19 protein-coding genes and 3 pseudogenes are annotated in these 22,310 nt (G+C 59.8%); 12 read left to right on the top strand and 10 right to left on the bottom strand.

Features of this window, described 5'->3' with window-relative positions; genetic code table 11:
* Window positions 1-57: 57 nt before the first annotated feature.
* Both CES87_RS08060 and CES87_RS08055 read right to left on the bottom strand, forming a co-directional pair.
* Window positions 58-1,479 (bottom strand): sensor histidine kinase, encoded by a 1,422-nt coding sequence (locus tag CES87_RS08060; protein WP_128605713.1) that lies wholly within the window; start codon window positions 1,477-1,479, stop codon window positions 58-60.
* Complete coding sequence (locus tag CES87_RS08055) at window positions 1,469-2,188, bottom strand: response regulator transcription factor (protein ID WP_128605712.1); 720 nt, start codon at window positions 2,186-2,188, stop codon at window positions 1,469-1,471. Before CES87_RS08055 ends, CES87_RS08060 begins: the two co-directional genes overlap by 11 nt.
* A gap of 216 nt (window positions 2,189-2,404) precedes the next feature.
* Between CES87_RS08055 and CES87_RS08050 the strand changes: the two are divergent.
* Window positions 2,405-5,157 (top strand): annotated as a pseudogene (locus CES87_RS08050) (response regulator).
* A 384-nt stretch (window positions 5,158-5,541) separates the two neighbouring features.
* On the opposite strand, the gene CES87_RS08045 reads toward CES87_RS08050, so the two are convergent.
* Window positions 5,542-6,600 carry an IS110 family transposase gene (locus CES87_RS08045; RefSeq protein ID WP_128605370.1) on the bottom strand — a complete coding sequence of 353 codons (1,059 nt, stop codon included), beginning with the start codon at window positions 6,598-6,600 and terminating at the stop codon, window positions 5,542-5,544.
* A gap of 173 nt (window positions 6,601-6,773) precedes the next feature.
* On the opposite strand from CES87_RS08045, the gene CES87_RS08040 reads away from it, so the two are divergent.
* The 3 genes from CES87_RS08040 to CES87_RS08030 all read left to right on the top strand — a co-directional run bounded on the left by CES87_RS08040 (window position 6,774) and on the right by CES87_RS08030 (window position 8,682).
* On the top strand, window positions 6,774-7,766 hold the full coding sequence (locus CES87_RS08040) for a 2-hydroxyacid dehydrogenase (RefSeq protein ID WP_128605711.1): 993 nt from the start codon (window positions 6,774-6,776) through the stop codon (window positions 7,764-7,766).
* Between the two features lie 77 nt (window positions 7,767-7,843).
* Window positions 7,844-8,278 carry a hypothetical protein gene (locus tag CES87_RS08035; protein ID WP_128605710.1) on the top strand — a complete coding sequence of 145 codons (435 nt, stop codon included), beginning with the start codon at window positions 7,844-7,846 and terminating at the stop codon, window positions 8,276-8,278.
* The gene (locus CES87_RS08030) at window positions 8,278-8,682 is read left to right on the top strand and encodes an META domain-containing protein (RefSeq protein ID WP_128605709.1); all 405 of its coding nucleotides are present in this window, start codon (window positions 8,278-8,280) and stop codon (window positions 8,680-8,682) included. Before CES87_RS08035 ends, CES87_RS08030 begins: the two co-directional genes overlap by 1 nt.
* 148 nt (window positions 8,683-8,830) lie before the next feature.
* On the opposite strand, the gene CES87_RS08025 is transcribed toward CES87_RS08030, so the two are convergent.
* The gene (locus CES87_RS08025; protein WP_128605708.1) at window positions 8,831-9,298 is read right to left on the bottom strand and encodes a TlpA disulfide reductase family protein; all 468 of its coding nucleotides are present in this window, start codon (window positions 9,296-9,298) and stop codon (window positions 8,831-8,833) included.
* Between the two features lie 114 nt (window positions 9,299-9,412).
* Here CES87_RS08025 and arsC point away from each other — a divergent pair, with 114 nt between their 5' ends.
* From arsC to CES87_RS08010, 3 genes are read left to right on the top strand one after another with little or no spacing between them, the layout of a single operon-like run.
* The gene (gene arsC / locus CES87_RS08020; RefSeq protein WP_128605707.1) at window positions 9,413-9,766 is read left to right on the top strand and encodes an arsenate reductase (glutaredoxin); all 354 of its coding nucleotides are present in this window, start codon (window positions 9,413-9,415) and stop codon (window positions 9,764-9,766) included.
* Window positions 9,763-10,359 (top strand): NAD(P)H:quinone oxidoreductase, encoded by a 597-nt coding sequence (gene wrbA, locus CES87_RS08015; RefSeq protein WP_128605706.1) that lies wholly within the window; start codon window positions 9,763-9,765, stop codon window positions 10,357-10,359. Before arsC ends, wrbA begins: the two co-directional genes overlap by 4 nt.
* 2 nt (window positions 10,360-10,361) lie before the next feature.
* The gene (locus tag CES87_RS08010; RefSeq protein WP_128605705.1) at window positions 10,362-10,787 is read left to right on the top strand and encodes a DUF2069 domain-containing protein; all 426 of its coding nucleotides are present in this window, start codon (window positions 10,362-10,364) and stop codon (window positions 10,785-10,787) included.
* Window positions 10,788-10,875: 88 nt separating this feature from the next.
* On the opposite strand, the gene CES87_RS08005 is transcribed toward CES87_RS08010, so the two are convergent.
* Together CES87_RS08005 and ttcA are read right to left on the bottom strand one after the other, a co-directional pair.
* Window positions 10,876-11,550: a DNA-3-methyladenine glycosylase I gene (locus tag CES87_RS08005; RefSeq protein ID WP_128605704.1), complete on the bottom strand. Its 675-nt coding sequence runs from the start codon at window positions 11,548-11,550 to the stop codon at window positions 10,876-10,878.
* Between the two features lie 129 nt (window positions 11,551-11,679).
* Window positions 11,680-12,504: a tRNA 2-thiocytidine(32) synthetase TtcA gene (ttcA, locus tag CES87_RS08000; protein WP_128605703.1), complete on the bottom strand. Its 825-nt coding sequence runs from the start codon at window positions 12,502-12,504 to the stop codon at window positions 11,680-11,682.
* A 276-nt stretch (window positions 12,505-12,780) separates the two neighbouring features.
* On the opposite strand from ttcA, the gene CES87_RS07995 reads away from it, so the two are divergent.
* Together CES87_RS07995 and CES87_RS07990 are read left to right on the top strand one after the other, a co-directional pair.
* A complete protein-coding gene (locus CES87_RS07995) occupies window positions 12,781-13,383 on the top strand; it encodes a Yip1 family protein (protein WP_128605702.1) in 603 nt (200 codons plus the stop codon).
* Window positions 13,384-13,540: 157 nt separating this feature from the next.
* Window positions 13,541-14,035 (top strand): SprT family zinc-dependent metalloprotease, encoded by a 495-nt coding sequence (locus CES87_RS07990; RefSeq protein ID WP_128605701.1) that lies wholly within the window; start codon window positions 13,541-13,543, stop codon window positions 14,033-14,035.
* 134 nt (window positions 14,036-14,169) lie between these two features.
* Here the strand turns inward: CES87_RS07990 and CES87_RS07985 are convergent.
* Together CES87_RS07985 and CES87_RS07980 are read right to left on the bottom strand one after the other, a co-directional pair.
* Window positions 14,170-15,350 (bottom strand): annotated as a pseudogene (locus tag CES87_RS07985) (CaiB/BaiF CoA transferase family protein).
* Window positions 15,351-15,509: 159 nt separating this feature from the next.
* Complete coding sequence (locus tag CES87_RS07980) at window positions 15,510-16,844, bottom strand: dicarboxylate/amino acid:cation symporter (protein ID WP_128605700.1); 1,335 nt, start codon at window positions 16,842-16,844, stop codon at window positions 15,510-15,512.
* Between the two features lie 339 nt (window positions 16,845-17,183).
* Between CES87_RS07980 and CES87_RS07975 the strand changes: the two genes are divergently transcribed.
* A complete protein-coding gene (locus tag CES87_RS07975) occupies window positions 17,184-18,227 on the top strand; it encodes an AraC family transcriptional regulator (RefSeq protein WP_128605699.1) in 1,044 nt (347 codons plus the stop codon).
* A 122-nt stretch (window positions 18,228-18,349) separates the two neighbouring features.
* Here the strand turns inward: CES87_RS07975 and CES87_RS07970 are convergent.
* Window positions 18,350-19,695, bottom strand: a pseudogene (locus CES87_RS07970) (ATP-binding protein).
* Complete coding sequence (locus tag CES87_RS07965) at window positions 19,692-20,369, bottom strand: response regulator (protein WP_128605698.1); 678 nt, start codon at window positions 20,367-20,369, stop codon at window positions 19,692-19,694. Before CES87_RS07965 ends, CES87_RS07970 begins: the two are co-directional and overlap by 4 nt.
* Window positions 20,370-20,633: 264 nt before the next feature.
* Here CES87_RS07965 and CES87_RS07960 point away from each other — a divergent pair, with 264 nt between their 5' ends.
* Together CES87_RS07960 and CES87_RS07955 are read left to right on the top strand one after the other, a co-directional pair.
* On the top strand, window positions 20,634-21,425 hold the full coding sequence (locus CES87_RS07960) for a dienelactone hydrolase family protein (RefSeq protein ID WP_128605697.1): 792 nt from the start codon (window positions 20,634-20,636) through the stop codon (window positions 21,423-21,425).
* 151 nt (window positions 21,426-21,576) lie between these two features.
* The gene (locus CES87_RS07955) at window positions 21,577-22,302 is read left to right on the top strand and encodes a 4'-phosphopantetheinyl transferase (protein WP_218196260.1); all 726 of its coding nucleotides are present in this window, start codon (window positions 21,577-21,579) and stop codon (window positions 22,300-22,302) included.
* Window positions 22,303-22,310 lie beyond the last annotated feature (8 nt).

The raw sequence follows: 22,310 nt of genomic DNA, 5'->3' as shown, positions 1-22,310 counted from the left end.
GGGGTGGATGGGAGAGCCTCTTCGCGAGCAAGCCCGCTCCCACAGGGTCTTGGGTAATCATAGATTTTGTGGTTGAAACACAGTCAGTGTGGGAGCGGGCTTGCTCGCGAAGGCGTCATCACAGGCACTACTATCCTCCGCCACCAACCGCATATTCATCCGCAACCCGCCCCCGGTGTTCTCAGCCCAAAGCTTCCCGCCCTGCCGCTGCACCGCATTCCTCGCGATGCTCAGGCCCAACCCAAACCCGCCATCCCCTGGCCGCGAGCCGTCAAGACGGATGAAGGGCAGGAAGATCCGCTCCAGATCAGCTTCCGCCACGCCGCCGCCCTGATCCTCCAGCCACAGGTGCCAGTAGTCGCCATCACGTCGTCCGCCAAGGTGGACGATGCCACCCTTGGGGGAATGTCGAATCGCGTTACGCAGCATGTTTTCCAGCGCCTGGGCCAACGTATTGAGGTGGCCGCGTACCCAGCAGGACGCATCCACCGTGCATTGCAACTGCCCCTGGGGCCAACAGCTTTCATAGCAGGCGTTTTCCGTGAGCATTTCCCACAAGGCCTGGACCTGAATCGCTTCGTCGGGCAAGCGGGTGCGCTCGGTGTCGAGCCAAGCCAGTTGCAGGGTGTCTTCTACCAGCCGCTGCATGCCGTCGACCTCACGGCCGATGCGCTCGCGCAATGGCTCCAGAGCCTGCTCGCTTTCACTGGCGACTCGCAGGCGACTCAATGGCGTGCGCAATTCGTGGGAAAGATCGCGCAGCAATTGCTGCTGCAACGCCACGGTGCTTTGCAGGCGTTCGGCCATGTGATCGAACGCCCTGCCCAGCTCCCCCAATTCGTCGGAACGATTGGTGGTAAGACTCGACAGCCGCACATTCAATTGATCAGCGCGCCATGCATTGGCCTGCTCGCGCAAGGTATTGAGGGGGATCACCAACAAACGATAGAGGCCAACGCATAGTAACAAGGTGAACAGACCCGGAATCACGCCGTTGGTGATCACGCGCCAGAACACTCGATAGTGCCCGGGAACAAAACGCTCGGGCAGTTCAATCACCAGGCTGCCGGCGGACGGGACACCGGGAAACGGCACGCGCATCCACGGCCGGCCTTTCTTGTGAATGGGCCAATCCAGGCCGCGCAGAAAGGTCAGGTGCTCGATTTCCTTTTCCGTCAGCGGTTGGCTGCCCAGGGACTGCAAATCACCGCCGATGGCACCGATCCAACTCCTTTCGCGATGCTGCATGCTCTGCAGCCAGCTATCGACGCCCTCACGCTGGCGCTGCCGCCATGCCTGTTCGGCTTCGCCGGCATAGCGCGTCAGAGTGCCGCGGGCTTCATCCGACAGGAACTGGTTGCGCTCTTCCATATAGCGACCCCAGGACCAGCTCAGCCAGATCATCAACAGACAGAACGCCACCAGCAAACAGGCGAGCTTCCAGAACAGCGAATGCCGCCCTGGCAACTTACATTTCATCGCCGGCACTCAGGACGTAGCCCTTGCCCCAGACCGTGCGCACTTCGCGCTCGGTGTAGCCGATGGCCTTGAGTTTGCGGCGGATCTGGCTGATGTGCATGTCCAGGCTGCGGTCATGGGCTGCGTAGCCCCGTTGCAGCACATGCTGATAAAGGAAGGCTTTGCTCAATACTTCATCGCCATTGCGATTCAGGGTTTCCAGTAGCCGGTACTCGCTGCGGGTCAGGCCGGCCGCTTGCTCGCCGTAAAAAACCTCAAACAGTTCATCGTCGAAACGCAGACTGTCCGCCACCGTGGCAATTGTCGTCGGCGCCGGCCGACGATCAAGAGCAACCCGGCGCAGAATCGCTTCGATACGCACGCGCAACTCGACCATGCTGAAGGGCTTGGGCAGGTAATCATCGGCCCCCAGGCGAAAGCCGCTGATACGATCCGCTTCGGCACCGAGCGCCGACATCAACAACACCGGAGTGGAATGGCTCTGGCGCAATTTCGTCAGCACCGAGAGTCCGTCCAGGCCGGGTAGCAGAATGTCCATCAGCACCACATCGAAGGGTTGCTGACGGGCCGCGTCCAGTCCTTCCTGGCCGTTTTGGCACCAGGTCACCTGAAAACCGTTACGGCCCAAATGCTCGTGAACATAGGCACCAAGCACGAGGTCGTCTTCGATGGAGAGGATACGGGGATGGCCGGCAGCGATGGGAGTCATGAGTATCTGCAAATAATTCTCAGTTGATAATTATTCAAGATTGCGCGGCATAGGGCAACCCAAGGGGTTGTCCCACACGCAAAAGTGTTGAACCGACTGACGAATGAATGACTTCAATTTTACGAGGATTGACTGCATGCAACTCGCTACACTGCGCAAGTGGCGCGTGCCGGACGCATGTGCAGGTCTATAAATAGCTGGTTGCAGGAGAGATGCGTGCTCAAGAACCTGGGAATTAAAGGCCGCGTGCTGTTGCTGACCCTGCTGCCGACCAGCCTGATGGCGTTGGTCCTGGGCGGCTATTTTACCTGGATGCAGCAATCCGACCTGCAAACCCAACTCATGCAGCGCGGCGAAATGATCGCCGAGCAACTGGCGCCGCTGGTGGCACCGGCCATGGGGCACAAGAACACCGAACTGCTGGAACGTATTGCCACCGAGTCTCTGGAACAACCGGACGTGCGCGCCGTGACCTTCCTCGCGCCAAACCGCACGCCGCTGGCCCACGCCGGGCCGACCATGCTCAATCAGGCGCCACTGGGTGATGGCTCGCAGATGCTGCGCCGCAGTGGCAGCGATGCAACACGTTATTTGCTGCCTGTGTTCGGCAAACACCGCAACCTGGCCGGTGACCTGATTCCCGATGAAGCCGACCGCCTGCTGGGCTGGGTCGAGCTCGAACTGTCCCACAACGGCATGCTGCTGCGCGGCTACCGCAGCCTGTTTGCCAGCCTGATGATGATCGCTGCGGGCCTTGGTGGGGCGGCATTGCTGGCTTTGCGCATGGGCCGCACGATCAATCGGCCATTGAGCCAGATCAAGCAAGCCGTGGCCCAGCTCAAGGACGGTCATCTGGAAACCCGCCTGCCCCCCTAGGCAGCCAGGAGCTGGATGAACTGGCATCCGGCATCAATCGAATGGCCGGCACTCTGCAGAACGCCCAGGAAGAATTGCAGCACAGCATCGACCAGGCCACCGAAGACGTGCGCCAGAACCTGGAAACCATCGAAATCCAGAACATCGAGCTCGATCTGGCGCGCAAGGAAGCCCTGGAGGCGAGCCGGATCAAATCCGAATTCCTCGCCAACATGAGCCACGAGATCCGCACGCCGCTCAACGGTATTCTCGGTTTCACCCACTTGCTGCAAAAAAGCGAGCTGACCCCGCGCCAGCTCGACTACCTGGGCACCATCGAAAAATCCGCCGACAGCCTGCTGGGTATCATCAACGAGATCCTCGACTTCTCGAAGATCGAGGCCGGCAAACTGGTGTTAGACCATATTCCGTTCAACCTGCGCGACCTGCTGCAGGACACGCTGACCATCCTCGCCCCTGCCGCCCACGCCAAGCAGCTGGAACTGGTGAGTCTGGTTTACCGCGACACGCCGTTGTCGCTGGTGGGCGATCCGTTGCGGCTCAAACAGATCCTCACTAACCTTGTCAGCAACGCGATCAAGTTCACCCGCGAAGGCACTATTGTTGCCCGCGCGATGCTTGAGGAAGAAAACGAAGACAGCGTGCAACTGCGCATCAGCATCCAGGACACCGGCATCGGCCTGTCGAACCAGGACGTGCGCGCGCTGTTCCAGGCGTTCAGTCAGGCGGACAATTCGCTGTCGCGGCAACCCGGCGGCACGGGCCTGGGGCTGGTGATATCCAAGCGGCTGATCGAACAGATGGGCGGCGAGATTGGTGTCGAAAGTACGCCGGGCGAAGGTTCGGAGTTCTGGATCAGCCTGAGCCTACCCAAAACCCGCGACGACGCCGAAGACCTGCCCGGCCCGCCGTTGTCCGGGCGACGCGTGGCGGTGCTGGAAAACCACGAACTGGCCCGCCAGGCGTTGCAGCATCAACTGGAGGACTGCGGCCTGGCCGTGACCCCGTTCAATACCCTGGAAAGCCTGACCAATGGCGTGACCGGCGCTCATCAGACCGATCAGGCGATTGACTTGGCAGTACTGGGCGTCACCAGTAACGACATGCCGCCCGAGCGCCTCAACCAGTACATCTGGGACCTCGAACACCTGGGCTGCAAAGTGCTGGTACTGTGCCCGACCACGGAACAGACGCTGTTCCACCTCTCGGTGCCCAACCCCCACAGCCAGCTCCAGGCCAAACCGGCCTGCACGCGCAAGCTGCGGCGTGCGCTGTCCGACCTGGTCAACCCACGACAGCCCCGCAGCGAGCCCGGTGAACCGGTCTCCAGCCGTGCACCGAAAGTGCTTTGTGTCGACGACAACCCGGCCAACCTGTTGTTGGTGCAGACCCTGCTCGAAGACATGGGTGCCAAAGTGCTTGCGGTAGAAAGCGGTTACGCCGCCGTCAAAGCGGTACAGACCGAGACTTTTGATCTGGTGCTGATGGACGTGCAGATGCCCGGCATGGATGGACGCCAGAGCACTGAAGCGATCCGCCAGTGGGAAAGCGAACGGCATTGCACGCCGCTGCCGATCGTCGCCCTCACCGCCCACGCCATGGCCAACGAAAAGCGTGCATTGCTGCAAAGCGGCATGGACGACTACCTGACCAAACCGATCAGCGAGCGGCAACTGGCGCAAGTGGTGTTGAAGTGGAGCGGTTTGGCGCTGCGCAACCAGAGTCCGGAACGCTCCGGCGACAGCCACGGCGGCGCCTATGAGCTGCAGGTGCTGGATCACGAAGAAGGTTTGCGCCTGGCCGCCGGCAAGGCCGATCTGGCCGCGGACATGCTGGCGATGTTGCTGGCATCGCTGGAGGCTGATCGCGAAGCGATTCGCCAGGCGCAGGAAAGCCATGACCACAATGCCCTGATCGAACGGGTCCATCGCCTGCATGGCGCCACCCGCTATTGCGGCGTCCCGCAACTGCGCGCCGCGTGCCAACGCAGTGAGACCCTTCTTAAACAACAGGACCCGAAGGCCTTTGGTGCTCTCGAAGAACTCGACCGGGCGATCAATCGCCTGGCCGCCCAGGCGCGTATCAATGCTTGATGTAGCGCAATAGCGCTCTGAACCCTAAGCGCTAAGCTCACCGCAGACCTGTAGGAGCTGGCTTGCCAGCGAAGGCAACCTCAAGAACAACGTAGAATTTTGGGGCCCCTTCGCTGGCAAGCCAGCTCCTATGTATGGACTCGCCCCCACTGTCTACCCGCTTTTGAAAAACCGCCGCCCCGTTGCATCTATGTATTAGGCCTATTCGAGGAAGCCGTCTTCGGCTTCTGGCCAAAATTGGAAGAGCTCGTGGTATGCCGATTACAGTCAGGCCTCGAAGGCCAGTAGGAGCTAAGGCATCAATCCACGCCGGTCTTACCTGGGGTCAATTTTTTTTCAGCAAAGGGCCGGACAGTTAGTACCTCGGTGGCAGAACTCTGTCGCTCAGTGGCTCATCGTCGCTTGCTGGCCATCACCAGCCTGGCGACGATAAGTCTGGTCATTCTGGAGAAGCACCCAGACGATTCGCAGGTTGCGGTTGGCTAGCCTGACCGCAGCCTCCTTACGACCCAGCCGGCTCATCCAGCGCAACAAGCGGCGGTCATCGGGTTGCTGGGAATCAGGTCGTAGTTGTTGCAGCACCGCATGGGCTCCCTGGATCATCAGGCTGCGTAAATACACATCGCCTCGCTTGGTCATGTCCCCCAGCCGGACCGTTTGCCCGCTGCTGTACTGGTCAGGCACCATGCCAAAGTACGCGGCAAACTTGCGGGCATTGGGAAATCGCTCAGGCTTGGTTTCCTTGGCCACCAGTGCCGTGGCAGTGACTGGGCCGATGCCGCGCACAGTCATCAGTCGCTTCGCCGTCATGTCGGCGTTGGCGGCCACTTCCAGGCGCCCCGTCAGCACGCTGATGCGTTCGCCCAAATGGCGCCACTCGGCCAACAGTTCGTCGATCAGTTCACGCAGCAGGCCCGGCACCGGCTGGGTGGCATCTTCCAGTACCCGCGGAATTTTCTGACTGATCGCCACATCGCCCTGCGCCAAGGCCACGCCGTGCTCGAGCAGCAGGCCGCGCATCTGATTACTCACCGCCGTGCGTCGACGCACATAGCCTTGGCGGGCGCGATGCAACGCCTGCATTGCCAGCGCCGCAACGCTTTTGACCGGCACTGCGCAGATCTTTTCATCGCGACCAGCCCGCAGAATCGCCAGCGCATCGTTGCGATCATTCTTAGGCCCGCTGCGATGTGTGGCCACCAAACCGGCTGGAAGAATCCGCGCCAGATTGCCTTGGTCTTGCAGCTGCCGGGCCCAGGCTTGAGCCCCCGGGCCGGTCTCCATCAGCACCACGACATGAGGCGGCAACTGGCGGAGAAACTCATAAAACGCCTCGCGCGACTTGATCCGCTGCTCGTAGTGCACCTGGCCGAGGACGTCTTCACCGGCGACCTGAAAGACCTGCTTGGCCAGATCGACCGCCACGGTTGTGCAGGCCGACAAATCGGAAGAAGACACGGATTGATCAATCGAAGTATGCTTTTTCATGGACTCGCCCTCGCTGTCGTTGGCTGTTTAGACTGCCACCGTGGCGCATTGACGCCTCGGCTTGGGCGAGTCCATCCAATTACAGGGTGAGGGGACGCTCTTCAAGATTCACTCTCCAGGAGGACAGCATGCGCACGATTCTTTTCAGCAGCCAGACTTACGACCGCGACAGTTTTCTCGCCGCCGAACAGCCAGCCGGTATCGAGTTGCACTTTCAGGCGGCGCGACTGAGTCTGGATACGGCTGCGTTGGCGGAGCATCACGAGGTAGTCTGCGCCTTCATCAATGACGACCTCGGCGCCCCGGTGCTTGAACGCCTGGCCGCCGGCGGCACACGCCTGATCGCCCTGCGCTCGGCCGGTTACAACCATGTCGACCTGGCGGCGGCGAAACGCCTGGGACTGATGATTGTGCGCGTACCGGCTTACTCGCCCCATGCCGTGGCCGAGCATGCGGTGGCGCTGATCTTGGCATTGAACCGCCGTTTGCACCGCGCCTACAACCGTACCCGCGAAGGCGATTTCAGCCTACACGGGCTGACCGGGTTCGATCTGGTGGGCAAGACCGTCGGCGTGGTCGGCACCGGGCAGATCGGCGCGACGTTTGCCAAAATCATGAACGGCTTCGGATGCCAGCTACTGGCCTACGACCCTTTTCCGAACCCACAGGTCGAAGCACTGGGCGCCCGTTATCTGAGCTTGCCGCAACTGCTGGCCGAGTCGCAGATCATCAGCCTGCACTGCCCGCTCAACGAACAGAGCAAACATTTGATCAACCACGAATCACTGGCGCACATGCAACCCGGTGCGATGTTGATCAACACTGGTCGCGGCGGCTTGGTGGACACGCCCGCGCTGATCGACGCGTTGAAGGAGGGTCAACTGGGCTATCTGGGGCTGGACGTGTATGAAGAGGAGGCGCAGCTGTTTTTTGAGGACCGTTCCGACATGCCATTACAGGACGATGTACTGGCGCGACTGCTGACCTTTCCTAACGTGATCGTCACCGCGCACCAGGCCTTCCTGACCCACGAAGCCTTGGGCGCGATTGCCGCGACCACCTTGCACAATATCGCGGCCTGGATGGCAGGCACGCCTGAGAATCGTGTAGAGGGCGACTGAACCTGATCGAAGGTCATATGCCCGCGCCATGCTGCGCGTATGCCCGTGCTAGCATACCGCGCATATTTGGAGGACCCATGGTCGAACACGATTTCCGCTACAGCCTGATGAACCCGCAACACACCCTCACCGAATGCCGTGCCCTGGTGCCGGGGCGTTATCAAGTTACCGGCAACGGCGGCTCGATTCGCAACAATGACGTGCTGGTCGTGACCCTCAAGGGCGCCAAAGACTTGTCCATGCGCCTGACCGTCGAAACGGTTCGCCACTTGATCAACCCGCCCGGCCAATGGGTCGCGGTGGCCAGTGGTCCGGTGTTCGGCGAACTGGCAATTCACACCTGGCAAGTGAACTGCGACAGCTGCGCCAAGGCGTTGAGCTTCGAGTTCGCGGTCGACGCCAAACTGGGCAACAAAGCTGAAAAACCTGCCGCCGCCGCGCGGATTGCCGAGTTGGGCTGGAAGTCCGTTGGCGAGAAACACCTTTGCCCGAAATGCCAGGAGCCTGCGTGATGAAACGCCTCGCTCTGGCGGGTATGGTCGGTGCAAGCCTGCTGGGTTGCGCCGCCGAACCTGTGCAATTGCAACAGAACCGTAGCTACATCCTGGAGTGGATCGGCGAACGGCCGTTGATGGATTACAGCCACCTGACCATCACCCTCGGTGAAGACGGTCGCGCGTACGGTAACGGTGGCTGCAACCACTGGTTTGCACCGTACACGCTCGAAGGCAGCAAGCTGAGCTTCGGCAAGGTCGGCAGCACCCGCAAACTCTGCGCGCCGGCGCTGATGGAACAGGAAAAACGCTTCCTTCAGGCCTTGGAAAACGTGCAGCGCTGGGACGTCTCGTCGATCGAGCAGATGCGCTTCTGGCCGGCTGAAGGCGAGCCGCTGCGCTGGTGGCTCGAAGAGGGTTAATTCCCCCAGCCGATCGTTCCCACGCTCTGCGTGGGAATGCCGCCCGGGACGCTCCGCGTCCCTTTGCAAATCGTGACGCAGAGCGTCACAGGATGCATTCCCACGCGGAGCGTGGGAACGATCAAACGTTCTGCGTAGGAACGATCACTCAATTCTTGGCCTGCAACGCCTCCAGCTTCGCCATCACCCCCGCCGCCGTCTGCTCGCCCATCAACTGTTCCCGCACCTTGCCCTTGTTATCGATGATGTACGTCACCGGCAACGCCTCACTGCGCGGCAGTTCGAACAACTCTGAAGGGTCCTGCGCCAGGACGGTGAATTTGATCCCGAGTTTCTCGCTGGCACTTTTCAGCTCTTCGCCCTGCACATTGTCGAAGTTGACCCCGAACACACCGATCTTCTTGCCCTTGAGCTGCTCGGCCAGGGTGTTCAACTCCGGAATCTCGGTACGGCACGGGCCACACCATTCGGCCCAGTAGTTGAGCACCAGCCATTGATTGTCCAGGTGCTCGGCGGCGACCTTGTGTCCATTCTGATCGATCCCGTAGTCGTTACCGCAGCCCCCCAGCATCAACGTCCCGATGATCGCCAATGCTGCTGCCAGTCGCCTTGTCATGTCGTGATCCTTATCGAAAAAAGAATACTGCCGCGACCCATTGCCTCCCAAGGTTCTGGATTACGCGTGGCACAGTTAGAATAGCCGCCACCTCACACAAGATGCGACCCGCTCATGACCGATCTGACGCTTTATCACAACCCGCGCTGCTCGAAATCCCGCGGTGCGCTCGAACTGCTCCAAGCTCGTGGCCTGACACCGACCGTGGTCCGCTATCTGGAAACCCCGCTGGATGCCGCGCAAATCCAGAGCCTGCTGACCAAGCTCGGAATCAGCGCCCGGGAACTGCTGCGCACCGGCGAGGACGAGTACAAGACCCTCAACCTTTCCGATAGCAGCCTCGGCGAGGCGCAGTTGATCGCTGCCATCGCTGCCCATCCGAAACTCATGGAGCGCCCGATTCTCGAAGTCGGCGACAAAGCTGTCATCGGCCGTCCACCGGAGCAAATCCTGGAGCTGCTGCCGTGAGTTCGCCGTACATCCTGGTGCTGTATTACAGCCGCAGCGGCTCGACCAACGAAATGGCCCGGCAGATTGCCCGTGGCGTAGAACAGGCCGGGCTTGAAGCACGGTTGCGCACGGTACCGGCGATTTCCACCGAATGCGAAGCCGTGTCGCCGGATATTCCGGACGAAGGCGCGCTCTACGCAAGCCTCGACGACCTGAAGAACTGCTCAGGCCTGGCACTGGGCAGCCCGACGCGCTTCGGCAACATGGCGGCGCCACTCAAGTATTTCCTCGACGGCACCAGCAACCTGTGGCTGACCGGCGCCCTGGTGGGCAAACCGGCCGGCGTGTTCACCTCCACCGCGAGCCTTCACGGCGGGCAGGAGACTACCTTGCTGTCGATGATGTTGCCGTTGCTGCACCACGGCATGCTCATCACCGGCCTGCCGTACAGCGAGTCGGCGTTACTGGAAACCCAGGGCGGCGGCACGCCTTATGGCGCCAGCCATCACGCAGGGGCCGATGGCAAAAGTGGCCTGGACGCGCACGAAGTGGCGCTGTGCCGCGCGCTGGGTATGCGCCTGGCCAAGACTGCACAGAAACTGGAGGGCTGAGGGTGGCAAAGAAGCCGAAGATCCTGCCCGCCATCGAATGGCTTGAGCCCCGTGTTCGGGCCATGCGCGTCATCAGTCTGCTGTGTTTTTTTGGTCTGGTAGGGCTGCTGTGTATCTACTACCTGCTGTTCGCCGATCTGCACGGTGCCCGGCCATGGGTGATTTTGCTGATTGAACTGGTGCCGCTGCTGTTGTTGGCGCCCGGCATGATTGTCGGCAGCCCGCGCGGGCATTCGTGGATGTGTTTTGTGGTGAACCTGTATTTCATCAAGGGCGCATTGGCCGCGTACGACCCGAACCGGCAGATGTTCGGTCTGCTGGAAATGGGCGCCAGCCTGGCGGTGTTCTGCTCGGCGCTGCTGTTTGTGCGGTGGAGGTATCAGTTGAATCGCAAGTTGGCTGGCGAGGGCGAAATCTCCGTCGCCTGATCCGACGCCTTCGCTGGCAAGCCAGCTCCTACAGGGTTTGCGACGCTCTTGTAGGAGCTGGCTTGCCAGCGAATGGGGCGACCCGGTCTTAATGATTGACGGTGTAAGCCAGCATCATCGAGATCTGGCTCATCGGCCGTCCGCCACTTTCTTCATGCCACTGGTTGAACACGTCCTGTACCAACGCCAGGTCGCGCAGACTGCTCGGCGCCTTGTCGATGATGTCCTGTGCATTCAACGCCGCCACGACGTCGTAGCTCGGCACGAAGGTGTCCTTGCCGACCATCCGCAGAAAACGCGGAGCCGACAGACCGCCCAATTGATGGCCGCGCTTCTTGAGGAAAGTCCACAATCCGACGATATCGGTCACCGGCCAATCAGCGATCATCGCACCGAAGCTGCCCTTTTCATGGGCCACATCCAGTACGAATTGCGCGTTGCGCGGCACGCTCTTGAGTTTGCCCAGGTGGCGAATGATCCGCGCGTCCTGCATCAGGCGCTCCAGATGTTCGGCGCTCATCAGCACGACTTTTTCCGGGTCGAACTTGAAGAACACTTCTTCGAAGGCCGGCCACTTGGCATCTACCAGGCTGTGCTTGAGCCCGGCGCGGAACACACGCAAGGCCATGGTAGAGAGGTAGCGGTCGTCGCTGATCTTGCATAATTGCGCCGCAGTCTTGGGAACGGGCAGATGGGCTTCCAGTTCAGCCGCCGAACCGAAGCGGTTCAAGCAGAATTCGTTCAGCCACTTGTAATCGCGCATGCCCTCTCCTGAGGATTGAAACAAAAACCCTGTAGGAGCTGAGCTTGCTCGCGAAAGCGGCGTATCAGTCGACATATTCGTTGAATGACACACCGCTTTCGCGAGCAAGCTCAGCTCCTACAGGTTTGGTTAGAGGTTTACGACGTTGACGAAGCGCGAAGCTGCCGTCTCGTCGATCTTGAGGCTGGTGAAATCGAACAGATTACGATCCGCCAATTGCGACGGGATCACGTTCTGCAGGCTGCGGAAGATGCTTTCGGTACGGCCCGGGGTCTTGCGTTCCCAGTCCAGCAGCATTTCCTTGACCACCTGACGCTGCAGGTTTTCTTGAGAGCCACAGAGGTTGCACGGGATGATCGGGAATTGCTTGAGATCCGAATAGGCCTGGATGTCTTTCTCGTTGCAGTAGGCCAGCGGACGGATCACCACGTTGCGACCGTCGTCAGCCCGTAGTTTCGGCGGCATCGCCTTGAGCGAACCGTTGAAGAACATGTTAAGGAAGAAGGTCTCGATGATGTCGTCACGATGGTGACCGAGGGCCATTTTGGTCGCGCCGATTTCGTCGGCGAAGGTGTAGAGCGTGCCGCGACGCAAACGCGAGCACAGCGAGCAGGTGGTTTTCCCTTCAGGAATAAGCTCCTTGACCACCGAGTAGGTGTCTTTCTCGACAATGTGATACTCGATGCCCAGCTCTTTCAGGTAGGCCGGCAGGATGTGCTCGGGGAAGCCCGGCTGCTTCTGGTCCATGTTCACGGCCACGATTTCGAACTTGATCGGCGCGACCTTCTGCAAGTGCATCAGCACGTCGAGCATGGTGTAGCTGTCCTTGCCGCCGGACAGGCAGACCATGACCTTGTCGCCGTCTTCAATCATGTTGAAATCGGCGACAGCTTCACCGGCCTGACGGCGAAGGCGCTTTTGCAGTTTGTTCTGGTTGACCGTAAGAGTGCCCATGACGCGAATCCGTGAGGTGTGACGAAAGGCGCGCATTTTACGCAAAAACCGTTCAGGGGCGAAGCGTTCTGACGGATTGCCTCTCTACAGACACAAGTGCGATTAAGCCAGCGTTTTACAGCGCGATTTGCTCTAAGCCCATACACCTTGTGAGGTTAAGTCCTTCCTATACTCCGTCATAAGGTCGCATACCAATCTAGACCTATTACTTACTTGGCCATTGGCCCGTAGGCGCTCCACTGGGGGGCGACGGTAAAAACAAGAGGAGTGACTGGCATGATCCATCACGTAGTGGGGCTCTTCACCCACCCTGACCAAGAATGGAAAGACATCCGTGGCGACCAGGAGGAAAGCATCAGCCACATGTACCTGACCCATACGCTGATACTGGCGGCCATTCCTGCTGTGGCGGCGTTTATCGGCACCACAAAGGTTGGTTGGGTCATCGGCAGCCGGGCGCCCGTAATGCTGACGATGGAAAGCGCACTATGGATGTCGATCATGTCTTACGTGGCGATGCTCGGCGGAGTTGCAGTAATGGGGGCGTTTATCCACTGGATGGCCCGCACCTATGACGCCAACCCTAGCCTGGCCCGCTGCGTAGCGTTTGCGACCTATACCGCGACACCGCTGTTCATTGGCGGTCTGGCGGCGCTGTATCCACACTTGTGGCTGGGGATGATCATCGGCACCGCGGCGATCTGTTACACCGTCTACCTGCTGTATGTCGGGCTACCGACGTTCATGAACATTCCAACCGATGAGGGATTCCTGTTTTCCAGCTCTGTGCTCGCCGTAGGCCTGGTGGTACTGGTGGCCATCATGGCGTTCACCGTGATTGTCTGGGGACTCGGCGTGGGGCCGGTCTATACGAATTAGCAGCTCACCACAAAAAACTAGATCTGCCGACACAGGCCGCCGCAAGGCGGCCTTTTAATGCTTGAGCAACTGGAACGGCAACGACCATTCGGCGCTTGGACGATTCGCAAGGCCCTGGGGTTGCGGCATACTCAACGTCTCTGGAGATACATCAAGCATGCCCGAGCAACTCAATTCCCGCGTCGAAGACTGTTTCCAACAAGCCGAATCCTTTTTCAAACGACCTTTCAAACGCCCCGTGGTGAGCCTCAAGCTGCGCGGGCAAAAAGCCGGCGTCGCGCATTTGCACGAGAATCTGCTGCGTTTCAACCCGCAGTTGTACCGGGAAAACACCGAAGACTTCCTCAAGCAGACCGTCGCTCACGAAGTCGCTCACCTGATCGCCCATCAACTGTTCGGCGACCGCATCCAGCCCCATGGCGAAGAGTGGCAATTGATCATGCGCGGCGTTTACGAACTGCCGCCCAATCGTTGCCACACCTACGACGTCAAACGCCGCAGCGTGACCCGCTACATCTACAAATGCCCGTGCGTCGACAGCGACTTCCCGTTTTCGGCCCAGCGTCATGGCCTGGTGAGGCAGGGGCGACGGTATTTGTGTCGGCGTTGCCGCAGTACGTTGGTGTTTAGTGGGGAGATGCGGGTCGAGTAGCAAAATATGTGGTGCCTCCACGGCCTCATCGCGGGCAAGCCCGCTCCCACAGGGATCAGCTTTAATTACAAAATTTGTGAGCAACTCCGGTCACTGTGGGAGCGGGCTTGCCCGCGATGAGGCCGGTACAGGCGCTAGAGAATAACCTTGGCACGCCGCAGGGCTTCAATTCGCTCAGCGCTGAACCCCAACTCCCCAACACCTGATCCGTATGCTGCCCCAGCGCCGCGCCAATATGCCTGGGCTGCGGCAAACCGTCTGAAAACTTCAACGGGCAAGCCAACTGCGCCTGACTCGACCCATCGCCACGCGGCACCTGAGTCACCAATTCTCGCGCCTGCAGCTGCGGATGCTGCACTGCTTCTCCCAGACTCAACACCGGCTCGACACAGGCATCCAGCTCGGCAAACAGCGCACACAATTCGGCAAAGTCATATTTTTCGAATTCGAGCTTCAGCGCGTCCTTGAGCTTTTTCTGCTGCGCCGATTGCGGTGACAGGCCGAGGCTCGCCAGTTCTTCCAGCCCCAACGCCACACACAGCTGTTTCATGAAGCCCGGTTCCAGGCTGCCCACCGATAACCAGCGCCCATCCCGCGAACGGTAATAGTCGTAGAAGCTGCCGCCATTGAGCATCTGATCTTCCCGCTCCGGCTCGACGCCACAGGCCAGATACCCGGCACCGGCCATGGCGTTCAGGCTGAACGCGCAGTCGGTCATGCTCACATCCAGATGCTGCCCCTGTCCGGTTTGCTGCCGGGCGATCACCGCCGCCAACAGGCCGATCACGCCGTGGAGCGAACCACCGGCGACATCCGCCACCTGCGCCCCCAACGGCAGCGGTCCGCTGTCGGCGCGGCCGGTGTAGCTCGCCAGCCCGGCCAGCGCCAGATAATTGATGTCATGACCGGCGCGATCCTTATAGGGACCGGTCTGTCCGTAACCGGTGATCGACACATAGATCAGCTTCGGGTTGATCGCCTTCAAGGCTTCATAGCCCAGGCCCAAACGCTCCATGACGCCGGGGCGAAACTGCTCCAGCACGATGTCGTAGTCCTTGAGCAAATGCTTGATCACCTCCAGCGCCTCAGGCTGTTTGAGGTCCAGCGCCAGGCTGCGCTTGTTGCGATTGAGGTAGGCATGGCTGGCCGAAACGCCCTGATCGTGAGGCGGCAGCACACGCAGCAGATCCATGCGCGTCGGCGACTCGATACGCAGCACCTCGGCGCCCATGTCCGCCAGCAACAGTGAGGCGAACGGCCCCGGCAATAGTGTCGAGAAATCCAGAACCTTGAGTGATGCCAGTGGACCGAGCATGAACGTTCTCCCCCATATGATGTCTTCCAGACTAGGCAGCCGAACGCCCTGGAGCAATCACCTTATGCGCCAGTCGCGCTGACCGTTGCGCTCAAACCCGGGCAATAAAAAACCCGCCGAAGCGGGTTTTTTATTGCACAGAAGTTTTCTTGACGTTGTTTACTTTACGTTGCTGGGGGTCGGGCCTTCGGCCACACCCAGGTCGTCTTCTGCACGCTCGTCAGCAATACCGCGACCGCCAGAAGCCAGTTCGGCGTGCAACACGTCGGTGTCCAGTTCCTTGACCCACTTGGCCACTACCAGAGTGGCAACGGCGTTACCGATCAGGTTGGTCAGGGCACGGGCCTCGGACATGAAGCGGTCGATACCGAGGATCAGCGCCAGGCCGGCAACCGGCAGATGGCCGACGGCGGATAGGGTAGCCGCCAGTACGATGAAGCCCGAACCGGTGACACCGGCAGCGCCTTTGGAGGACAGCAGCAACACCACCAGCAGGGTAATCTGGTGCGTGATGTCCATGTGGGCGTCAGTTGCCTGGGCAATGAACACGGCCGCCATGGTCAGGTAGATCGCAGTACCGTCGAGGTTGAACGAGTAACCGGTCGGGATCACCAGACCCACGACGGATTTCTGCGCGCCCAGACGCTCCATCTTGATCAGCATGCGTGGCAGTACCGATTCCGAAGAGGACGTACCCAGCACGATCAGCAGTTCTTCACGGATGTAGCGGATCACTTTCAGCACGCTGAAGCCGTGAGCGCGAGCGATACCGCCCAGCACGATCAGGACAAACAGCACACAGGTGATGTAGAAGCAGGCCATCAGTTGACCCAGCTGCACCAGCGAGCCGACACCATAAGCACCGATGGTGAAGGCCATGGCACCGAAGGCACCGATCGGCGCGAGCTTCATGATCATGTTGATGATGTTGAACATCACGTGGGCGAAACGATCGATGAAGTCCAGGATCGGCTTGCCGTAGGCACCCAGGCGATGCAAGGCGAAACCGAAGATCACCGAGAACATCAGCACTTGCAGGATGTCGCCCGTGGCGAACGCGCCGACGATGGTGGCGGGAATCACGTTCAGGAGGAAGCCGATCACGCTTTGATCGGCACCGGCCGCAACGTACGTAGCGACTTTGGAGGCATCCAGAGTAGTTACATCGATGTGCATGCCGGCACCTGGCTGCACGATGTTGACCACGAGCAGACCCACCAGCAAGGCGATGGTCGAAACGATTTCGAAATACAGCAGCGCGTAACCGCCGGTCTTGCCAACCGACTTCATGTCCTGCATGCCAGCGATACCGCTGACGACGGTGCAGAAGATGATCGGGGCGATGATCATTTTGATCAGTTTGATGAACCCGTCACCCAGCGGCTTAACGGCCACACCGAGCTGTGGATAGAAGTGACCGAGCAAAATACCGATGACAATTGCAACGATCACCTGGAGATACAGGGATTTGTACAGTGGCTGACGAGTCGTCATTGCAAAGTTCCTCAAGAGCGCGCGGTGACAACATCCATCCGTTGTCCACGACACCTCATTTGCGAACCCTCCTGCACTGGAGGGATTTGTTTTTTCGAGCTGCGCGTCGGCAAGCATCTGCCAGTTACATCGCAAAGCCCGTGCCACCTACCGCGAATCGTCCTACAAACCTTTTGATATCAGGGCTTCAGGTTTTTCTTTGCCAGCAAACGGTTACAGTGCGGTGGCGGATTTCCGCCCATTGACCAAACCGCGTCCTGCAATTTGGCGGATATCCGCCTTGTTCATTTGCTGAAACCGCAGCTACCATCCGTCGCTCAATGGATGGATGTGCCTGTTATGCGCGAACGCACCATCGCCAGTCATTTCGCCCGTGCAGTCCTGCGCGGCGCGCAACGGCATGGCTACGACTATTCGGGCCTGTTGCAGCAATTGGGGATCAGCCCCGAGCTGCTCGACGAGCCGCGGGCGCGCATCGCACCGGAGCAATTCACCCAACTGATCCAGGCGCTGTGGCTGGCACTGGACGACGAATACCTGGGGTTCGGGCATGCCCCGAGCAAATCGGGCAGCTTCGCGATGATGTGCCATGCCGTGATTCATTGCCGTAATCTGGAGAAGGCACTCAAACGCGGCTTATTGTTTTATAGCCTATTCCCCGGCGCCCCGCGCCTGACCCTGATGCACGAAGGCGAAATGATTCGCCTGAGCCTGGACGATTCGCAACTCTGGGACCCGGACCATTTCCTCACCGAATATCTGTTGGTGATCTGGCACCGGTTCGGCAGCTGGCTGATCGGCCAGCGCATTCGCCTGGAGCAAGCCACATTCAGCTACCCGCGACCGGAACACGGGGCCGAATATGATTTGCTGTTCTCCTGTGCGCTGGATTTTTTTAAAACAAAGAGCACCACAACAAAGAGCACGACAGTAAAAAGCACCACCGCGCAGAGCAGTCTGCTGTTTCACAGTCGTTACCTTGATATGCCACTGTTGCAGGACGAACGCACCCTCAAGCATTACCTTGAGCGCTCTCCTGCCGATCTGCTATCGCGACCGGATAATGGCCACAGCCTGAGCAGTCAGTTGCGACGTTTGCTCGGTCGCGACAGTTCACACTGGCCGGACCTGGAAGCCGTGGCCGCGCACCTGCACATCAGCCCGCAGACGCTGCGTCGGCATCTGCGTGAAGAAGGCACCAGTTTTCAGGAGTTGAAGGACCAGTTGCGTCGCGACATTGCGATCTATCACCTGAGCCGCAACGATCTGCCATTGCAGCAGATCGCCGAGCAACTGGGATTTTCCGAGCCGTCGGCATTTCATCGGGCGTTCAAGAAGTGGACGGGGCTTACACCTGGGGCCTACCGCGCGCAGGAAAATTGAGCTACACAATGATCGTTCCCACGCTCTGCGTGGGAATGCCTCAATGGACGCTCTGCGTCCGCTTCTGGGACGCGGAGCGTCCCGGGCTGCATTCCTTTGCTGCGCGTGGGAACGATCATATTCTAGACCACCGGAAACAGAATCCTGAACGCCGCCCCGCCCAAGGGTGAATCCCCCAGGGTCAGTTTAGCGCTGTAGCTTTCGATAATGTCCTTGACCACCGCCAGGCCAATGCCTTGCCCGGGATGCTGCCGATCCAGCCGCTCACCTCTTTGCAGGATTCGCGCACGCTGGTCGGGCGGGACACCGGGGCCATCGTCTTCGACGCACAACTCGATGCCGCTCAGGGTCTGCCGCACGCTGATGCGCACTTCGCCCAGGCACAGGCGATAAGCGTTCTCCAGCAGGTTGCCCATCATCTCCAGCAAGGCGCCCTGCTCGATTGGCACGTAACACTCCTGCGGCAGATCCAGTGCCACCCGCACGCGCTTGTCGCGGTAGACCTTGTCCAGGGTGTCGCACAGGCTTTTCAGTACCGGACGCAAGCGAACCTGATGACGCACCAGGCCGCTTTTACGCAGGCTGGCGCGCTGCAATTGATAGCTGATCTGCTGGCTCATGCGCTCGATCTGGGTTTGCAGAACCCAAGCCTGATCGCGATCCTCAGGGCGTTGCGCCATGTCCTCGCTGACCCCCTGCAGCACCGCCAGCGGGGTTTTCAGGCTGTGCGCCAAATCGTCGAGCGAATCACGGTAACGGCTACGCTGGTCGCGCTCGCTGTGCAACAAGCGGTTCAGCGAGCCGGTCAGACGCAGCAGTTCGCGGGGGTGTTGCTCGCTGAGGCTTTCGCGGGCACCACTTTCGATTTCGTCCAGTTCCTGACTGAGCCGGCGCAATGCCTGCAAGCCCCAGGTCAGGCCGATCCAGAGCAACGCCAGCAGCACCAGCAACGCTGCGCCGAAGCCCAGATAGAGGTTTTCGCGCAGGCCTTCGAGGGTCAGTTCGTACTCGCGAACCGGTTGCAGCGCAACAATGCTGAACGCCGCACTCTTGCCCCCAGCAACTTGACCTCCACGTCATAGACGAAGAACTCCTGGCCATTGGCTTCGCTGATTCTGGCGAACTCGTTACCGCGCCCGTCATAACGCGGTTTGTAATTGATCATCTCTTCCTGGGTGGCCCTGGAACGCCAGACCAGGTGACCTTCACGGTCGTAGATGTAACCGAGCAAACGGCTATCGGTCAGGTTAAATCGTTCGTCAGGCAATTGCGCCGGCATCTGCAAGTGGTTGTTTTCCACGCGGGCGGCGGAGATCAGCGTCGTCACGTCGGACGCCAGGCGCTGCTCGATGGAATCCTGCAGCGCCAGGCTGAACGCACCCTGCATCGCCGGCAACAGCGCCAGCATGAACAACACCGCCAGGATCGTGGCGGCGAGCATCAAGCGAACACGAAGAGAACGAATCAAGTGCAGCGCTCATTGAACAGGTAGCCGAGGCCGCGAACCGTATCGATCGGCTTGAACCCGGCTGTTCCCTCGAGTTTGCGTCGCAGACGGCCGACCAGCACTTCGATCACGTTCGGATCGCGCTCGTCGTCATCCGGGTACAACTGCTCCATCAAGCGGTCCTTGGCCACTACTTGCTGGTGATGGCGCATCAGGTATTCGAGGATGCGGTATTCGTAGGCCGTCAGCGCCAGCGGTTGATCGTCGAGGGACGCCTGCTTGCGATTGAGATCGAGCAACAACGGCCCGGCGACGATGGTCGACTGGGTAAACCCGCTGGAACGGCGTAATAACGCGTTGAGCCGGGCGTCCAGTTCCTCGAACTGGAACGGTTTGACCACATAGTCGTCGGCCCCGGCAGCGAGACCTTCGACCTTGTCCTGCCAGTTGCCGCGCGCTGTAAGAATCAGGATCGGAAAGGTCTTGCCCCCCGAGCGCAACTGACGGATCAGATCCAGGCCGCTCATGCCCGGCAGACCGAGATCGATCACCGCCAGGTCATGGTTGAACTGTTCGGTCTGATACAGCGCCTCCTCGGCATTGGCCACGGACTCGACCACATGGCCGCTTTCCGTCAAACGGGTTTGCAGGTGATGGCGCAACAGCGCTTCATCTTCGACGACCAGTAATTTCATAAGGCTCTCCTGCAAATCAACAGCTCCAGAGGCACGACATACCCAAAGGCATTTTCCCAAAGGCATGTATCAAAGGCACGCGCGTTGCGTTGGCTAATATCACGACTGCTTGCTGATACCCGTCAAATCGTAGCGCTTTTGGTGTCGACAAGGTTACTTACCCCGCCCTGAACTCCCCCTGAACGCAATCTGAATCTAAGCTGATCAATCCGATCCGAGTGTTCCGATGAGAGTGTTCCGATGAATTTCAACAGGAGATCGACCATGCGCATGTTCCTCGCCTTCCTCTTTCTGTCCTTGAGCGGGCTCAGCCAGGCCGCTATCAAGACCCAGGAAATCCCCTACCAAAGCACCGACGGCACCAAATTGATCGGTTATTACGCCTACGACGATGCGATCAAAGGCCCGCGCCCCGGTGTCGTGGTGGTGCATGAATGGTGGGGGCTCAACGATTACACCAAGCGCCGCGCCCGCGATCTGGCCGGTCTGGGCTACAGCGCCCTGGCCATCGACATGTATGGCGATGGCAAGAACACTGAACATCCCAAGGACGCCATGGCGTTCATGCAAGCTGCAATGAAAGACAGTGCTGCGTCCAGTGCGCGCTTTCAGGCCGGGCTCGACTTGCTGAAGAAACAGCCGCAAACCGACCCGAACAAGGTGGCCGCCATCGGTTACTGCTTCGGTGGCGCTGTAGTGCTCAATGCCGCGCGCCAGGGTGTGCCGCTGGCGGGTGTGGTGAGTTTCCACGGCGCGCTGGCGACCAATACTCCGGCAACGCCTGGTAGCGTGAAAGCGAAAATTCTGGTCGAGCACGGCGCGCTGGACAGCATGGTGACGCCGGAAAACGTTACCGCCTTCAAGGCCGAGATGGACAAGGCCGGCGCCGACTACAAATTCGTCAGCCTTGACGGCGCCAAGCACGGTTTCAGTAATCCTGACGCCGATCGCTTGAGCCATGGCGATCATGGCGGCCCGGATATTGGTTACAACAAAGCGGCGGATGAATCGTCGTGGGCGGATATGCAGGCGTTTTTCAAGAAGATCTTTGGTTAATCAGATAGACCGCGGTGCGGCTTTCGCGGGCAAGTCTCGCTCCTACAGAATTCAGTTGTCCCTGTAGGAGCGAGGCTTGCCCGCGAAGAACGATAACGCGATCTAGCGTCAGGACTACCCAGCCGCAAGGCAACCCGGCAAAATGCCTGACATGAATTCCATCCCCGCCCTGCCCGCCTGCTGCACTCCCCTCGATGCTCACTGGCCGCTGCCGTTTGTGCTGCCCGATGCGGTGCTGTTGAGTACCCACTTCAACACCGCTCGACTGCTCAGCGATGATTTCCAGCGCAGCGCCATCGAGGCGCCGGCGAGCATTCAGCGTTCCGTTGCTAAACGTCAGGCGGAGTTTCTCGCCGGACGGGTTTGCGCGCGAGCTGCATTGCAACAACTGGAAGGCCTGAGTTTCAGCCCGGCCATCGGCGAAGACCGGGCGCCTGTGTGGCCAGTGCATATCACCGGCTCGATCACCCACAGCACCGGACGCGCCGCGGCGATTGTCGCGAAGAAAAGCCATTGGCGCGGCTTGGGTATGGACATGGAAAACCTGCTCAACGCCGAACGCGCCGAACGCCTGGCCGGGGAAATCCTCACCAGGCCTGAGCTTCAGCGCATGGCCGCTGGCTGTCGCGATCAACTGGCGTTGCTGGTGACCCTGACCTTTTCGGTTAAGGAAAGCCTGTTCAAGGCGCTCTATCCGATCGTCCAGCAACGTTTCTACTTTGAACACGCCGAAGTGCTGGAGTGGACCGAGGCGGGTGAGGTGCGATTGCGGCTGCTGACCGATCTGTCCAGTGAATGGCGCAACGGTACGGAGCTGGATGCGCAATTCGGGGTGCGGGATGGGCAGTTGTTGAGCCTGGTCAGCATCAAGGCCTGAAGATTTTC

Origin of the sequence: Pseudomonas sp. ERMR1:02, from assembly GCF_002277815.1 — a bacterium.
Lineage (GTDB): Bacteria > Pseudomonadota > Gammaproteobacteria > Pseudomonadales > Pseudomonadaceae > Aquipseudomonas.
The sequence above is the reverse complement of the archived record's forward strand: the minus strand, read 5'-3'. Positions and strand labels throughout refer to the sequence as shown.

Excerpts from the sequence above, each read along its gene's own strand:
- CES87_RS08060 (WP_128605713.1), bottom strand. The coding sequence starts at position 1,479 with ATGAAATGTAAGTTGCCAGGGCGGCATTCGCTGTTCTGGAAGCTCGCC.
- CES87_RS08055 (WP_128605712.1), bottom strand. The coding sequence starts at position 2,188 with ATGACTCCCATCGCTGCCGGCCATCCCCGTATCCTCTCCATCGAAGAC.
- CES87_RS08040 (WP_128605711.1), top strand. The coding sequence starts at position 6,774 with ATGCGCACGATTCTTTTCAGCAGCCAGACTTACGACCGCGACAGTTTT.
- CES87_RS08035 (WP_128605710.1), top strand. The coding sequence starts at position 7,844 with ATGGTCGAACACGATTTCCGCTACAGCCTGATGAACCCGCAACACACC.
- CES87_RS08030 (WP_128605709.1), top strand. The coding sequence starts at position 8,278 with ATGAAACGCCTCGCTCTGGCGGGTATGGTCGGTGCAAGCCTGCTGGGT.
- CES87_RS08025 (WP_128605708.1), bottom strand. The coding sequence starts at position 9,298 with ATGACAAGGCGACTGGCAGCAGCATTGGCGATCATCGGGACGTTGATG.
- arsC (WP_128605707.1), top strand. The coding sequence starts at position 9,413 with ATGACCGATCTGACGCTTTATCACAACCCGCGCTGCTCGAAATCCCGC.
- CES87_RS08005 (WP_128605704.1), bottom strand. The coding sequence starts at position 11,550 with ATGCGCGATTACAAGTGGCTGAACGAATTCTGCTTGAACCGCTTCGGT.
- ttcA (WP_128605703.1), bottom strand. The coding sequence starts at position 12,504 with ATGGGCACTCTTACGGTCAACCAGAACAAACTGCAAAAGCGCCTTCGC.
- CES87_RS07995 (WP_128605702.1), top strand. The coding sequence starts at position 12,781 with ATGATCCATCACGTAGTGGGGCTCTTCACCCACCCTGACCAAGAATGG.
- CES87_RS07990 (WP_128605701.1), top strand. The coding sequence starts at position 13,541 with ATGCCCGAGCAACTCAATTCCCGCGTCGAAGACTGTTTCCAACAAGCC.
- CES87_RS07980 (WP_128605700.1), bottom strand. The coding sequence starts at position 16,844 with ATGACGACTCGTCAGCCACTGTACAAATCCCTGTATCTCCAGGTGATC.
- CES87_RS07975 (WP_128605699.1), top strand. The coding sequence starts at position 17,184 with ATGCGCGAACGCACCATCGCCAGTCATTTCGCCCGTGCAGTCCTGCGC.
- CES87_RS07965 (WP_128605698.1), bottom strand. The coding sequence starts at position 20,369 with ATGAAATTACTGGTCGTCGAAGATGAAGCGCTGTTGCGCCATCACCTG.
- CES87_RS07960 (WP_128605697.1), top strand. The coding sequence starts at position 20,634 with ATGCGCATGTTCCTCGCCTTCCTCTTTCTGTCCTTGAGCGGGCTCAGC.
- CES87_RS07955 (WP_218196260.1), top strand. The coding sequence starts at position 21,577 with ATGAATTCCATCCCCGCCCTGCCCGCCTGCTGCACTCCCCTCGATGCT.